At 47.3% G+C, this 14,118-nt stretch carries 13 protein-coding genes; 7 read left to right on the top strand and 6 right to left on the bottom strand.

Annotation, left to right across the window (positions count from 1 at the left end; translation table 11 throughout):
- Positions 1 to 139: 139 nt before the first annotated feature.
- The 4 genes from cysQ to FKN16_RS08385 all read right to left on the bottom strand — a co-directional run bounded on the left by cysQ (position 140) and on the right by FKN16_RS08385 (position 3,165).
- Positions 140 to 967, bottom strand: a complete 828-nt coding sequence (gene cysQ, locus FKN16_RS08400; protein ID WP_005394972.1) for a 3'(2'),5'-bisphosphate nucleotidase CysQ — start codon at positions 965 to 967, stop codon at positions 140 to 142.
- Between the two features lie 44 nt (positions 968 to 1,011).
- Positions 1,012 to 1,581: an ADP compounds hydrolase NudE gene (gene nudE / locus FKN16_RS08395; protein WP_005394971.1), complete on the bottom strand. Its 570-nt coding sequence runs from the start codon at positions 1,579 to 1,581 to the stop codon at positions 1,012 to 1,014.
- A 176-nt stretch (positions 1,582 to 1,757) separates the two neighbouring features.
- On the bottom strand, positions 1,758 to 2,342 hold the full coding sequence (gene nfuA, locus FKN16_RS08390) for a Fe-S biogenesis protein NfuA (protein WP_005394968.1): 585 nt from the start codon (positions 2,340 to 2,342) through the stop codon (positions 1,758 to 1,760).
- Positions 2,343 to 2,439: 97 nt separating this feature from the next.
- Positions 2,440 to 3,165: a phosphoribosyltransferase family protein gene (locus FKN16_RS08385; protein WP_170902465.1), complete on the bottom strand. Its 726-nt coding sequence runs from the start codon at positions 3,163 to 3,165 to the stop codon at positions 2,440 to 2,442.
- Positions 3,166 to 3,249: 84 nt separating this feature from the next.
- Here FKN16_RS08385 and bioH point away from each other — a divergent pair, with 84 nt between their 5' ends.
- Together bioH and FKN16_RS08375 are read left to right on the top strand one after the other, a co-directional pair.
- A complete protein-coding gene (bioH, locus tag FKN16_RS08380; RefSeq protein ID WP_085343415.1) occupies positions 3,250 to 4,017 on the top strand; it encodes a pimeloyl-ACP methyl ester esterase BioH in 768 nt (255 codons plus the stop codon).
- 124 nt (positions 4,018 to 4,141) lie between these two features.
- Entirely contained in the window at positions 4,142 to 4,606 is a 465-nt protein-coding gene (locus tag FKN16_RS08375; RefSeq protein WP_005379316.1) for a hypothetical protein, read from the top strand.
- Positions 4,607 to 4,694: 88 nt separating this feature from the next.
- Here FKN16_RS08375 and FKN16_RS08370 read toward each other — a convergent pair whose 3' ends face one another.
- A complete protein-coding gene (locus FKN16_RS08370; RefSeq protein ID WP_170902464.1) occupies positions 4,695 to 7,016 on the bottom strand; it encodes a Tex family protein in 2,322 nt (773 codons plus the stop codon).
- A gap of 229 nt (positions 7,017 to 7,245) precedes the next feature.
- Between FKN16_RS08370 and FKN16_RS08365 the strand changes: the two genes are divergently transcribed.
- The 5 genes from FKN16_RS08365 (at position 7,246) to envZ (ending at position 12,480) form a co-directional block, all read left to right on the top strand.
- The gene (locus FKN16_RS08365) at positions 7,246 to 9,126 is read left to right on the top strand and encodes a RimK/LysX family protein (protein ID WP_124007334.1); all 1,881 of its coding nucleotides are present in this window, start codon (positions 7,246 to 7,248) and stop codon (positions 9,124 to 9,126) included.
- A gap of 117 nt (positions 9,127 to 9,243) precedes the next feature.
- The gene (gene greB, locus FKN16_RS08360) at positions 9,244 to 9,735 is read left to right on the top strand and encodes a transcription elongation factor GreB (protein ID WP_104974605.1); all 492 of its coding nucleotides are present in this window, start codon (positions 9,244 to 9,246) and stop codon (positions 9,733 to 9,735) included.
- A 105-nt stretch (positions 9,736 to 9,840) separates the two neighbouring features.
- Positions 9,841 to 10,236 carry a DUF1090 domain-containing protein gene (locus tag FKN16_RS08355; RefSeq protein WP_104968953.1) on the top strand — a complete coding sequence of 132 codons (396 nt, stop codon included), beginning with the start codon at positions 9,841 to 9,843 and terminating at the stop codon, positions 10,234 to 10,236.
- A gap of 129 nt (positions 10,237 to 10,365) precedes the next feature.
- Positions 10,366 to 11,085, top strand: coding sequence for a two-component system response regulator OmpR (gene ompR / locus FKN16_RS08350; RefSeq protein ID WP_005394960.1), 720 nt, complete (start codon positions 10,366 to 10,368; stop codon positions 11,083 to 11,085).
- A gap of 102 nt (positions 11,086 to 11,187) precedes the next feature.
- Complete coding sequence (envZ, locus tag FKN16_RS08345; protein ID WP_047009400.1) at positions 11,188 to 12,480, top strand: two-component system sensor histidine kinase EnvZ; 1,293 nt, start codon at positions 11,188 to 11,190, stop codon at positions 12,478 to 12,480.
- Positions 12,481 to 12,553: 73 nt separating this feature from the next.
- Here the strand turns inward: envZ and FKN16_RS08340 are convergent, their stop codons facing one another.
- A complete protein-coding gene (locus tag FKN16_RS08340) occupies positions 12,554 to 13,942 on the bottom strand; it encodes a nucleobase:cation symporter-2 family protein (protein ID WP_170902463.1) in 1,389 nt (462 codons plus the stop codon).
- Positions 13,943 to 14,118 lie beyond the last annotated feature (176 nt).

The following is a 14,118-nucleotide window of genomic DNA, read 5'->3' as shown; positions in this document are numbered from 1 at the left end:
TTCAGCACTTTAAGCGATTGGAACATAGTAGGCCAAATGCTCCTAACGCTGTACAAACAGGTCAAAAAGAAAAGGCCACGAACATATTCGTGGCCTTTCAATTGCTAGTATTTAGGCGCTAACTTTACGGATAGAGCGCTTAATCTTTGCGTTGTAAAATCTCATTCCAAGGTAAATCCGCGTCACCAAGCACAATAAAGTTTGGGTTCTCTAGCGTTTCCCGCTCGTTATATGACAGCGGCTCCAATTGCGTGCTGAGAATGCGACCGCCCGCTTCTTCAACAATGCACTGTGTCGCGGCGGTGTCCCACTCACCTGTTGGGCCTAGTCTGAGATAGCAATCCACAGCGCCTTCTGCAACAAGACACGCTTTTAATGCCGCAGAGCCGAGCGGAATTAAATCGTAATTCCAAGCACTGCTCATGCGGCTAGTGATGCGATTGATATCTTGACGGCGGCTAATAGCAATCGCGATGCTTTGCCCTGGCTGCTCGTGTTTGTGCGTATGGATTTTTACGCTGTCCGACATGTCGGGAATTTTCCAAGCACCTTTGCCACTATAAGCGTAATAAGTCACGCCAGAGACAGGGCCATAAACGACCCCCATGGTTGGTTTGTTGTTGTCGACCAGTGCAATAATAGTCGCAAAGTCGCCGCTGCGAGCGATGAATTCTTGAGTACCATCGAGAGGGTCGACTAACCAATACCGTTCCCACTGAGCTCGTTGCTCGAGGCTGATGTCTGCGTCTTCTTCTGACAATACGGGAATGTCGGGTGTGAGTTCACTCAAGCGTTCTGTGATGAGCTTGTGAGCCGCGATATCTGCGCTCGTTACCGGAGTCTCGTCACTTTTGGTATAGGCCTCGTACTGTTTTTTTTCATATATTTCGAGGATCATTTGCCCGGCACTACGGGCAATTTCGATGACTTGAGGAAGCAGGTGAGATAGATCTTTTGTCATTGGCATAAGTGATAGTCCTTACTCACAGTATTATTCGGTTCTCATGACCGTTATTGGTTATGTTTGTGAGTGGTGTTTGGTAAGTGTTTCAGTGCCAACATTAGCGCGGTGATGCTTCGTGCTTCACAGAAATCCATGTGAGTTAATAACTCTTCGGCTTGCGCAAGTGGCCAACGCACAATTTCCAGTGGCTCAGGCTCATCGCCTTCTTGCTTCTCTGGATAAAGCGCCTGTCCTAAAAATAGAGTCATTTTGCTCGAAAAGTAAGACGGCGCGAGGATAACTTGTTTCAACGGAGTCAGCTGATTGCAGCCAAAGCCGATTTCTTCTTTTAACTCTCGATCCGCAGCTTGGTGTGGGGTTTCACCTGGGTCAATCAACCCCTTCGGGAAGCCCAACTCGTAGCGTTCAGTCCCAGCGGCGTATTCACGTACCAGTAATAAATCGCCTTGCTCAGTCACAGGAACCACCATCACCGCATCGCGCCCACTTGGCTTCATGCGTTCATAAGTACGGTGTTCACCATTGGAAAAACGAAGGTCGAGCGCTTCCACGGCAAACAGTTTGGATTTTGCGACCGTTTGGCATGAGAGTATCTCTGGTGGGGTCCGTTTCGACATGGCGCTGGCTCCTTGGTGTCGTTGGCGTTTACGAGATGCGTAAGATGCTTAATATATGAGAACTCCGCCTGAGTTTCTAGCGGATTTTGCGGGCAGCACTAAGCATCTCAAGGTTACCTCAGTATCGATACAAAAATGGGAGACCGAAGCCTCCCATTTTCTGACCGTATTTACTCTTAGTAGTAAGAGTGATCACCACGGTCATGTTCTGTTGCATCACGAACAGCGGTGAGTTCACCAACGAATTGGTTTAGCAGCTCTTTCTCGATGCCTTCTTTTAGTGTTACGTCAACCATAGAACAGCCATTACAGCCGCCACCAAATGCAACAATAGCAATGCCATCTTCAGTGATCTCAACCAAGTTTACGTGACCACCGTGGCCAGCAAGCTGTGGGTTGACTTGAGTTTGGATAACGTATTCAACGCGCTCAACCAGTGGCGCGTCGTCCGCAACTTTACGCATTTTAGCGTTCGGAGCTTTTAGCGTTAGCTGAGAGCCCATTTTATCGGTAACAAAATCGATTTCAGCGTCTTCAAGGAATGGCAGACTTAGCTCATCCACATAAGCTGAAAAACCGCTGTAAGGGATTTCAGTGTCGGTCGCTTCTACTGCTTCTGGTGGGCAGTAAGACACGCCACACTCAGCGTTTTGTGTACCTGGGTTCACAACGAAAATACGAATGTTAGTCCCTTCAGGCTGTTGACCTAAAAGGTTAGCGAAATGCGTTTGCGCAGTTTCTGTAATAGTAATATTTGACACGACGAATACCCGAGTAAATTTGTAGGTTACTGCTGCTATTCTACTCTTGTTGACGTATGGGTCTAGTCTTTTTGATGCTAAGGCATGGCGAAGCGATCTAGAGAGAACGAGGAGCAGGTGTTCTGCAGATGCAGTAAATATCGATGCTTTCTACGCCAACTTCAAGTAGTAAATGACATAATTGTCGGACGGTACTGCCTGTGGTGACCACATCATCGACGATGGCAACGTGGGAAGATGGCGGTCGCTTATTGAGAACAAACGCGCCTTTTAAGTTTTGTTCACGGCTTGCTTTGGTATTACCACGCTGTGATTGGGCGAGTCTGACTCGGCGAAAGACCTTCGCATCAAAATTGGTCTGCAATTGCTGGGCTAAATGTCGGGCTAAAACATCACTTTGATTAAACCCCCGGCGTAGGTAGCGCTGCCAGTGCAGTGGCACACTGGTAATGATTGGGGCTGGTGTTGTAATGCGCTGCGCCAGTTGCTGGGTTAGTGCTTTTACATGCCAAGACTCTCCATGATCTTTAAAGCGTTGTACTTCCCGTGAAAGGGGAAAGTCGTAATCGCCTAACGTATATAGTCTTTGCCATGGTGGTGGTTCTGAAAGGCATTCACCACAAATACTATCCGTACTCATTTCTTCTTTCTGTAACGTTAAACCGCAACGTTGGCATCGCTTGATTGGAGCTAGGTGTTGTAAACAGTGCTCACACCAACGCAGAGCATGCGTGTGGTTTGGTGTTTGAATCGGGAACCGACACAGACCGCATTGACTGCTCAACACGCGATGCATGATGTTTTGCCAGTGATGAGATAACATAGCGCTTATTCATGGTGATATTTTACTCAGCCTAACGCTTGGCTGATGGCGTAGGGAATAAAATAAGTGGGAGAGATTGAGAGCATGAGCACGAAATTACATTGGCAGTCGTTTGGTGAAGGACCTGATCTGGTGTTGTTACATGGTTGGGGTATGAATGGCGCGGTTTGGCAGCAAACCGTCGAATCACTTCAAACCGATTTCCGTGTTCATGTTGTTGACCTTCCGGGCTATGGACACAGTGCCGAGCATCATGGTGAAGATTTAGACCATATTGCTAACTTGGTCGCGCAAAGTGCGCCAAAGAAAGCGATTTGGCTTGGTTGGTCCCTCGGAGGTTTAGTGGCGACGCATGTGGCGTTAAATATGCCCGAGCGTGTGGCTAAGTTGATTACGGTTGCCAGTTCACCAAAATTTGCCGCAGAAAAACCGTGGCGCGGCATTCAACCGAATGTACTGAGCGCGTTCACCTCTCAGTTGCTAGAAGATTTTTCACTGACCATTGAGCGCTTTATGGCGCTGCAAGCGATGGGCAGTCCATCTGCACGTAAAGATGTGAAGCAGCTCAAGCAAGCGGTACTGTCGCGCCCTCAGCCAAACCCTGAGTCGCTGTTGGTTGGACTAAACATCCTTGCTGATGTGGATCTGCGCGATGCGTTGACGTCTCTTTCTGTACCAATGCTGCGTCTTTATGGCCGTTTGGATGGATTGGTGCCGATTAAAGTGGCGAATGATTTAAGTGAACTGTTACCTCATACCCAGCAGTTTGTTTTCAATCAGTCCTCTCATGCGCCCTTTATGACCGAACATGACGAGTTTTGTGCCCAAATTCGAGAGTTTGCTCACGATTAATCAAATACGAGCGGAAAAAGCTCAAGCTGTTTAAAAAGTGGTCGATATAAAGATTGGTGAGGTTTTATTAGCCAATAAAGCTAAGCCATATTGACGAGTTGGGCGACTCTGAGGAGGGTTCGCAATGATTGTGTCACCGACCAACGTAAGTGTGCCACTGATCGCCCCATCCGTGAATGTGCAGACGGAACAAGCAGCTCGCGACAATAAAGTCCGAGAGCCTGTGACGCCAACGGTCGCATTGGCCAAAACCAATGCAGAGCGAAAAGTAAAAGGCGATGACAAGCGCCGACGTCAGTCTTCTTGGGATCCTTCAGAGCATCCTGATTATGACATGGAAACAGAAGTCGACACGCGTTATCAAGAAGAGCCGGAAGATACACTAGAACGGCTTTTTAGTTTGCTTGCGCTCAAGTCGTACAGTGAAGACCAAGGTAAGGGCTACGCAATTCGTTTTCGCTTACCAAAGCGCATTTTGGATGCTGCGATCAATGAAGGATTAATGGAAAAGCGCAGGAAGGTGATCAAGTTTCATTATGGTCATGCAGTCGCTCCCCATACCCCGTCAGAAGTGATAGCAGTATTATGACGACTCAATATCCTACTCAAACAAAAACGCTCCAAGCAGATTGAACTGATTGGAGCGTTTTCTTTTTAGCAGTGAAACCTAGGTAAGGTTACTTTTTCGCTTTAGCAAACGCTGCCGCAAAAGCACCGCCGATTGCACTGTTCGATGAAGACTCATCGCGGCGAGGCTGACGACGTTGTGCTTGGTCATTACGACGTGGCGCGGCTGAAGAGCGTTGGCTACGGTTATCTTGACCCGGTTCGTCTTTCAAACGCATCGATAGACCAATACGCTTACGCTGTACGTCCACTTCCATCACTTTTACTTTGACGATGTCACCTGCTTTCACGACTTCACGTGGATCAGAAACATAGCGGTCAGTCAGCGCAGAAATGTGGACCAGACCATCTTGGTGAACACCGATATCGACGAAGGCACCAAAGTTGGCTACGTTCGAGACCACGCCTTCTAGGATCATGCCTGGTTCTAGATCAGAAACTGAGTTTACGCCTTCTGCAAACGTAGCGGTCTTGAATTCAGGACGTGGGTCACGACCCGGTTTATCCAGTTCTTTGATGATATCGGTAACCGTTGGGACACCAAAGTGTTCATCGGTATAGTCCACAGCGTGTAAGCCTTTGAGGAATGCTGAGTCACCAATCAGTGCCTTGATGTCTTTGCTGTTTTTCTCTGCAATTGCTTTGACTACTGGGTACGCTTCCGGGTGGACTGCTGAAGCATCAAGTGGGTTCTTGCCGTCCATAATACGTAGGAAGCCCGCACACTGTTCGAACGCTTTAGGACCCAAGCGAGGTACTTTCTTTAACGTCGTACGTGCTTCGAAGCGGCCATTTTCGTCGCGGAAGTCGACAATGTTCTGCGCGATGGTGCTTGATAAGCCTGCTACGCGCGTTAATAGTGCGGCAGAAGCCGTGTTCACATCAACGCCAACCGCGTTTACACAGTCTTCCACAATCGCATCTAGGCGTTTTGCCAACATAGATTGGCTTACGTCGTGCTGGTATTGACCCACACCGATCGATTTCGGATCGATTTTCACGAGCTCAGCCAATGGATCTTGCAAACGACGCGCAATCGACACTGCACCACGCAGTGATACATCCATATTCGGGAACTCTTTCGCTGCGAGTTCAGAGGCCGAGTACACCGATGCGCCTGCTTCGCTGACGATGATTTTCTGAACTTTTAGGTTGCCGCGTTTGATTACGTCTGCGACAAAGCTATCGGTTTCACGAGAAGCCGTGCCGTTACCAATCGCAATTAAATCCACGTTGTACTTACGCACTAACTGGTCAACGATTTGCGCTGATTTGTCGTATTGTTTTTGCGGAGGGTGAGGGTAGATGGTTTCCGTAGCCAGAACTTTACCCGTTGAATCGACAACCGCGATTTTTGAACCGGTACGCAGACCAGGATCGAGACCAAGTGTTGCGCGAGGACCTGCCGGCGCCGCCATCAACAAATCTTTTAGGTTGGTCGCAAAGACTTCAATCGCTTCAATTTCAGCACGCTCTTTCATTGCGCCCATCAATTCGGTTTCCATGTGCATCGATACTTTGATGCGCCATGCCCAGCTGATCACTTGTTTGCGCCATGCATCTGCTGGTGCGCTACTTAACGTCACACCATAATAGTCGGCAATGATGGTTTCACAATAAGATTGGCGAGCGCCTTCTTCCTGCTCTGGATCAGCGTTCATGGCTAAAGTCAGGAAGCCTTCATTGCGGCCGCGCAACATCGCAAGTGCACGGTGAGAAGGGACTTTGCTCAGCGGTTCGTTGTGATTGAAGTAATCTTTGAACTTCTCACCCTCTTGCTCTTTTCCTTCAACGACTCGTGAGACAAGTTCCGCATTACGATTTAAGTGGTTACGGATTTTTTCCAGTAAGTTTGCGTCTTCAGCAATGCGTTCCATGATGATCGCACGGGCACCGTCTAGGGCGGCTTTGGTATCTGTGATGCCTTTGTCGGCATCAAGATATTTGCTTGCTTCGCTTTCTGGCTCGGTTTGCGGATGATTCCACAGCATGTCAGCTAGCGGTTCTAGGCCGGCTTCAATGGCGATTTGGCCTTTAGTGCGGCGTTTAGGTTTATAAGGTAAGTAAAGGTCTTCAAGACGAGTCTTGCTATCGGCTTGAATAATTTCTTGCTCAAGCTCAGGCGTCAGTTTGCCTTGCTCTTGGATCGATTTGAGAATGGTTTGACGGCGGTCATCCATTTCACGAAGGTAAGACAGACGGCTGTCCAGAGTACGCAGTTGGGTATCATCAAGGCCACCCGTCACCTCTTTGCGGTAACGTGCAATAAAAGGGACGGTGTTACCGTCATCAATTAGGGTGACAGCGGCGTTGACTTGCTCAGGGCGAACATTCAGTTCTTGAGCAATCATACGACAGATAGCTTGGCTCATCCGTGTTTTCTCTTTCAATTCGGTTTGGGTTGTATAGAACATTGGGGTCGTTCGAAGAATTTGCAATGTTTTAAATTAACGAGACAAAAATTTACCGGGCGCTGGTGGACATCAGTCAGATTTGTGTCAAAACTGTAATTAAATTGAGAACTTATATCCGCAACTATCGACTAACCTATATCCACGGTTATTGATATAACTAAATGTACCTCGGCTTATACGGATAATCATGATGAAAAAAATGTCTTTGGCGTTAGCGCTTACGAGTGCCTTACTTGTCGCCCCGCTTAGTTGGGCACAATCCATATCAGCAACCACACAAGACCCTGTATATCAGCTTGATGACAAGTTGGTGCTTGGACGAGTGGAGAGCGTTTACTACAGTGATATTCCAGAGCTAAAAGCGGTACCATTTATTGGCAAGATTGATACTGGTGCTGACACCACGTCTATGCATGCAGAGAACATCCATGTCAGTAGCTCTCATCCTGACTACCAGAACTTGAAAGACAACGAGTTGTTGTGGGCGATTGTCGATGATTTAGGTGGGACGAAGGCGAAGTGGGATGCCGATACTTTTAAACCATATCAAGTGAAGGTGAGCTTTACGGTTCCTCATCCTTACACAGGAAAAGAAATACAGATTACCGATGATCTGGAGCGAGTGAGCGCCATTCGTAGTCGAACAAGCAAAAAGCCTATTTTACGCCCGACGATAAAAATGCCGATGACGATTGCAGGCCATACCGTTGATACAGAAGTGAATCTGACCAAGCGCACGCAATTCTCTTCTCCTATCTTGATTGGTAAAACCTATCTCGATAACAATGCGTGGGTATTCGCTGGCTACGACTATCTTCAAGAGCAACCAAGCGCAAAAATGATCGGCAAAAAAGAGACGGTTGAAGTCGAGGGCGTGCCATACAAGATCAGCATCTCAACCACCAGCCGCTACACCAACGTTCACGCACTGGATATCAAGGTTGATAAAAAGAACAATGAAGTTTCTTTCACGCTAGAAGGTGAAAACGGCAAGCGCCATCCAATGACGTTACCTTTGGTACGCATGCTGAAAACCACCAAAAGCGAGCGTCCGTTGGTCTACTTACCAGTGAAAATCGACGAAAACGAAACTCAACGTTGGTTAGTCTATTTGCGTGACCGCAGTAAGTTCAGTTCACAAATTCGTTTGGGTCAGGATGTCGCGAGCCAACACTTTGTGATTGATACCGACAGAGAAAACCTATTGGGCGGTGTTGAAAAAACGTTCAAGAGCGCACTCAAGTCAAAGCCCCTTGTGATTTCACCGGAAGAACAAGTCACCATTGATGGTTATACCGTTCCTGCTTACCCCACGTTTACGGTGAAAACGCCATTACTGCGTGTAAATGGCTTTGAAGTAACAGAAAAAGGTAAGGATGAATCCGTCACGTTTTATTTAATGAACGATGAGGGTAAAGAAGAAAAAATTACCAAGCCCGTGGTGAAAAAGCTCAAAGTGGGTAGCACTGTGCGTCCCGTTGTTGATGGCGATTTCCTTTTCGGTAGCAAAGAGACATCAATGGAATTTGCACTCGATGTGCTAGATGAAGACGAGACGCAACCATTTTTCGTTTTTGGTCATGACATCGCCAAAGGCGGTGTGCTGCTGAATACTCGCGCCGACCATTTACTAGATGCAAGGCCACTTTTCAAAGCTGGTCATATCGAAGTGGCTGAAGTGGAAGGGATGTCTTTCCCTGTTAAATTGGACACTGGTGCTGACGTGAGCTCGATTAATGCCAAGGACATCAAGCGCTTTCAAAAAGACGGTAAAGATATGGTGAGCTTTACTTATGAAAACGATCTAGGCATGACCAAGGCGTTTACCCGTGAGGTGGTGGATGTCATGCGTATAACGGCCAAAAAAGGAGAAAAGGCCAACGAACGGCCGGTAGTAGAAATGCACGTTAAACTTGGCGAGTTAGAGAAGAAGATCCGAGTCAATCTGCAAGACCGAGGTCGCTTCCATTACAGCATGATTTTAGGTAAAAACTTCCTAAAACATGGCGCGGTTGTTTCGAGTGATACGAATTACATCGTGACGCAAAAACCAGATTACGAAAAGTAGCACTCTGGCCGCCTTATTATCTTGATACCCAAAGCCCGAACGAAGCCAGTGCTTTGGGTATATCATCTCCTTAATGCTGCTCAAGAGCGGCATTTTTTAGTTGAGATAGGAGTTAACTTGAAAACTAAGCTGATTACCCGTGAAGGTTATAACAAACTCAAACAAGAGCATGATTACCTTTGGAATGAAAAGCGTCCTGAAATCACCAAAATTGTCACCTGGGCGGCGAGCCTGGGCGATCGCTCAGAAAATGCGGATTACACCTTCAATAAACGTCTGCTTCGTCAGATCGACCGTCGTGTTCGATTTCTTCGCAAGTTTCTGCCTGAAGTCACGATCGTTGACTATTCTCCGCAGCAAGAAGGCAAAGTCTTTTTTGGTGCTTGGGTTGAAATAGAAAATGAGGCAGGAGAGGTGAAGAAGTTCCGCATTGTTGGGCCTGAAGAGATTTATGGAGATGCGAAAGACTACATCTCTATCGATTCACCTATGGCGCGAGCGATGTTGAAAAAACAAGTGGATGAAGAGTTCACGGTGCGAACCCCAGAAGGTGAAAAAGAGTGGTTCATTAACTCGATTGAATACAACAAATCAGCCTTGGAAGACTGAGGCTTTATCACCGATTCAAGTCTCTTGAAGTTCGCTGGAAGTGACTTGAGTCTCAACGTCAGCTTATTGAATACAAAGGCATGGTGCCTTTCTCGGAGAAGTAAAATGAACAAAGCAGTCATGTGTAGCGCTGCACTAACAATAGGATTCTCACTCTCAGTTTTTGCTCAAGATGAAGTGAAAGGCTGTGACGCCAAAGAGTTAGCGGTAGAACAGCAGCTTGAGTATGCGAAAGCACAAGGTAATGAACATCGAATTAAAGGCTTAGAACAGGCACTTATCGCTATCCAGAATGAATGTTCGGAAGGTGAACTGCGTCAAGAACTGCAAGCGGAAGTGGACGAAAAGGCGCGAGACGTTGAGGAGCGTGAGCAAGAACTAGCGGAAGCGCAGCGCTCAGGGAAAGCAGACAAAATCGAGAAAAAACGTCACAAATTGGCTGAGGCACAGCAAGAGTTGCTTGAAGCCAAACGTGAACTGGAATGGAATTATGGCCAATAGTAGGTGCTGAAAATACCTGCTAGAGAGAAAATAAAGCGCTTAAGATAAAAAGAGTAACAATTTGCTTGAGCACGTTAGGAAAAACAGTGATACATTTTCGACAATAGATGCTTCTGAAAGGATGTTTCAATGCAAGAAAATCATAAAATTTTAGTGGTTGATGACGATGCTCGTTTACGTGCTCTATTGGAGCGTTACCTTTCTGAGCAAGGTTTTCAGGTCCGAAGTGTCGCTAATGGCGAACAGATGGATCGCCTACTAACGCGCGAAAACTTTCATTTAATGGTGCTGGACCTAATGTTGCCAGGTGAAGACGGTTTGTCGATTTGTCGTCGTCTACGCCACGCGAACAACATGCTGCCAATCTTAATGCTCACCGCGAAAGGTGATGAAGTGGACCGCATTGTGGGTCTGGAAGTGGGGGCGGATGATTATTTGCCAAAACCATTTAACCCACGTGAATTACTCGCTCGCATTAAAGCCGTACTACGCCGTCAAACCGTAGAGTTGCCGGGCGCGCCAAGCACCGAAGAAAAAGTAGTGGAGTTTGGCGAGTTCCGACTCAATCTAGGCACTCGCGAGATGTTCCGCGGTGACGAGGCAATGCCACTGACCTCAGGAGAGTTTGCTGTCCTGAAAGCGCTCGTGACGAATGCGCGAGAGCCGATGTCACGAGACAAATTGATGAACATGGCACGTGGCCGTGAATATTCTGCGATGGAACGTTCTATTGACGTGCAAATCTCACGTTTGCGTCGCATGTTAGAAGACGATCCAAGCAAGCCACGCTACATTCAAACCGTGTGGGGGTTAGGTTACGTTTTCGTCCCAGACGGCAAAGAGGTGTAATCTCCTCACTCCATAGCCAGCACTTGGCTATAGCAACTTCAGCCTTCAAGTCCTTCCCTTCGAAGGCTGAAATTTCGCGATTAGGACCACCAGGAACGTTTCATGCGCATCCGAAGTTCACTGACACAATCTATTCTGCTGTTCATCTCTTTGCTTCTCGCTAGCCAAGTTTTCTCTTACTACGCCGTTTTTAACTACGCGTTGATGCCGAGTTTGCAGCAGTTCAATAAAATTCTCGCCCATGAGCTCAATTTGGTGCTTGATGATGAAGGGCCATTAAAATCTGATGCACCGCTGAGACGTCAATTATTAGAAAGGCTGGGGGTGACGGTTCACAGCCTTGACAGCGATAAAGCGGTTGAATTTCATCACGCGATGTCGATTGATTTGATGTCTGAAGAAATGAGCCAAGAGCTAGGTTCGCCGACCGAAGTGCGCTTATTGCTTGGTGATGAAAGTTACATCTTGTGGATGCACATCGAAAAGTTGCCGAACTCCATCATTCGTATTCCTTTATCTGAGCTGCAAGAAGAAGATTTTGCACCGCTGTTTCGTAACAGCTTGATTATGGCGCTGCTGATCATTGCTGGTGGTTGGTTGTTTATTCGTTTACAAAACCGCCCACTTTTGGCTTTAGAGAGAGCCGCGAAAGACGTCGGTCGAGGTGAAATCCCGCCACCGTTGGCAGAAAAAGGCGCATCGGAAATTCGCTCTGTAACCCGAGCGTTTAATCAAATGTCCAAAGGCATTCAGGAGCTCGAAGAAGATCGCGCCCTATTAATGGCGGGGATTAGCCATGACTTGCGAACACCGCTGACGCGCATTCGCTTAGCGACAGAAATGATGTCTCCCGAGGACAGCTACCTTGCTGAAGGGATCATTAGCGATACGGAAGAGTGCAATGAGATCATTAGTCAGTTTATGGACTACCTCAAACCGGTGAACAAAGAATCGTTTGAACCTGTGGATATCAGTACGATTGCCAGTGATGTCGCCAGTTCGGAAGGTGGTTATGAGGCTGAAATTGAAACGGATCTTAATCCTAACCTGCCGCCAGCTAAAGGAAGCGCCATTGCGATTAAACGGGCGATCAGCAATTTAGTTGTCAATGCACTGCGTTACGGCAATGGCTGGGTCAAAATCAGTACTGGTGTGACGGCAGATAAGCAACTAGTGTGGATATCGGTAGAAGACAACGGACCGGGTATCGAGCATTCTCAAATCGCAAAATTATTTGAACCCTTTACGCGTGGTGATACAGCTCGCGGCAGTGAAGGTACAGGGCTTGGGCTGGCGATAGTGAAGCGTATAATCAGCCAGCACTCAGGCTCTGTGGTGATGCGTAATCGCAGTGAAGGCGGTTTAATCGCTCAAATCAGCTTTCCTACCAAGTAAGTCGGTGACTGTACCATTTAAAACAAAAAGCCCAACCTAAACAGGTTGGGCTTTGCTTTTCTCTACAATCTTATTAAGACTCTTTTACTTCTTGAGGAAGTTCATCTTCGTCTTCCAGTTTCTCTGGCAGAAGTAGGTTTAAAATGATCGCTGTGATACCACCTGCAGCAACGCCAGTGGAGAAAATACTCTTAATAAATTCTGGCATGAATTGCAGAATCTCTGGTTTTTGCGCGATACCAAGCCCCATTGAGAAGGATAAGGCCATGATCAGAATTGCGCGGCGATCGAGCTCAACACGAGAGATAATACGTACACCAGCGGCAGCAATCGTACCAAACATGACAATCGTTGCGCCACCAAGTACTGGCTCAGGAATCAGCTGAACAAAGCTAGCGACACCAGGAAACAAGCCAAGAATCACTAACATGCCAGAAATAAAGTAACCCACGTAACGGCTCGCAACCCCTGTTAGCATAATGATGCCGTTATTCTGGCTAAAGGTGGAGTTCGGGAAACTGTTAAACACGGCTGCGATTGCAGAGTTTAAGCCGTCTGCTAACACACCACCCTTAATGCGTTTCATGTACACTGGGCCTTTGACTGGCTCGCCAGACACTTCGGATGTGGCGGTAATATCGCCGATGGCTTCTAGTGCGGTAATAAAGAAAATCAGCACCAGCGGAATGAACAGAGACCAGTCAAACGATAAGCCATATTGCATTGGTACGGGCAGTGCTACGATCTCGGTTGTGCCTAGCTGAGAAGTATCTACCATCCCCATAAAATACGCCATGATGTAGCCTACTAGCATCGCAATCACAATCGAAGCCACACGGATGTATGGGTTTTTAGAGCGGTTTAATATCACAATTAAGCCAAGTACCGTTCCAGCGAGCGCCAGTTTGTCTAAGCTGCCGAATGTGCCTTCATTTAATGCTGCGTAGCCACCGCCCATTGATACTAAGCCGACCTGAATCAGTGTGAGGCCGATAAGAGTGACGACAATGCCTGAAACGAGCGGAGTGATAATGCGACGGGCATGCTCTAATACGCGAGATAGGAAAATCTCTGCAAATGATGCCACTAAAATCGTACCAAAAATGGCTGCCATCATGGTGCTGATGTCTGCTCCACCTGCTTTCAGCGATAGGCCTGCACCAATAATAGGACCTAAAAAGTTAAAGCTGGTGCCTTGAACAGAGAGTAAACCAGAGCCAATTGGGCCAAAGGTGCGAATTTGAATAAACGAAGACACGCCTGACGCAAATAAAGACATGCTGATGATGGTATTCGTTTGGTCTGCTGGTACACCCAAAGACTGACAGATGATCAGTGACGGAGTGATAACCGCGACGAACATCGCCAATAAGTGCTGAAGTGCGGCAAAAATGGTTTGAGGCAAAGGTGGTTGATCATTGAGTTGATAGACCAGTTCCGAAGATCGGTTTGAAGTTGTCATTGTTTGTCTCGCTAGTCGCAATATATTCCCAGATCTCGCTGAATGGGAGAGCAGGGTGGAGTTGACGTCGTTACCTGTGATTGCTGTTAATCAGAGTCAACTCAGGTTGGTGGAGTGTGATGCAACACACTTAAAAATTTGTGCGCGATTATAGAGAGATTTACCTAAAAAGCAAA

The sequence above is a fragment of the Vibrio sp. 11-4(1) genome (genome assembly GCF_013048625.1).
Lineage (GTDB): Bacteria > Pseudomonadota > Gammaproteobacteria > Enterobacterales > Vibrionaceae > Vibrio > Vibrio diabolicus.
Note: the sequence above shows the minus strand (reverse complement) of the source record. Positions and strands in the feature narration are given on the sequence as shown.

Excerpts from the sequence above, each read along its gene's own strand:
- envZ (WP_047009400.1), top strand. The coding sequence starts at position 11,188 with ATGCGCATCCGAAGTTCACTGACACAATCTATTCTGCTGTTCATCTCT.
- cysQ (WP_005394972.1), bottom strand. The coding sequence starts at position 967 with ATGCCAATGACAAAAGATCTATCTCACCTGCTTCCTCAAGTCATCGAA.
- FKN16_RS08385 (WP_170902465.1), bottom strand. The coding sequence starts at position 3,165 with ATGTTATCTCATCACTGGCAAAACATCATGCATCGCGTGTTGAGCAGT.
- nudE (WP_005394971.1), bottom strand. The coding sequence starts at position 1,581 with ATGTCGAAACGGACCCCACCAGAGATACTCTCATGCCAAACGGTCGCA.
- bioH (WP_085343415.1), top strand. The coding sequence starts at position 3,250 with ATGAGCACGAAATTACATTGGCAGTCGTTTGGTGAAGGACCTGATCTG.
- FKN16_RS08370 (WP_170902464.1), bottom strand. The coding sequence starts at position 7,016 with ATGAGCCAAGCTATCTGTCGTATGATTGCTCAAGAACTGAATGTTCGC.
- FKN16_RS08365 (WP_124007334.1), top strand. The coding sequence starts at position 7,246 with ATGATGAAAAAAATGTCTTTGGCGTTAGCGCTTACGAGTGCCTTACTT.
- FKN16_RS08340 (WP_170902463.1), bottom strand. The coding sequence starts at position 13,942 with ATGACAACTTCAAACCGATCTTCGGAACTGGTCTATCAACTCAATGAT.
- FKN16_RS08355 (WP_104968953.1), top strand. The coding sequence starts at position 9,841 with ATGAACAAAGCAGTCATGTGTAGCGCTGCACTAACAATAGGATTCTCA.
- FKN16_RS08375 (WP_005379316.1), top strand. The coding sequence starts at position 4,142 with ATGATTGTGTCACCGACCAACGTAAGTGTGCCACTGATCGCCCCATCC.
- ompR (WP_005394960.1), top strand. The coding sequence starts at position 10,366 with ATGCAAGAAAATCATAAAATTTTAGTGGTTGATGACGATGCTCGTTTA.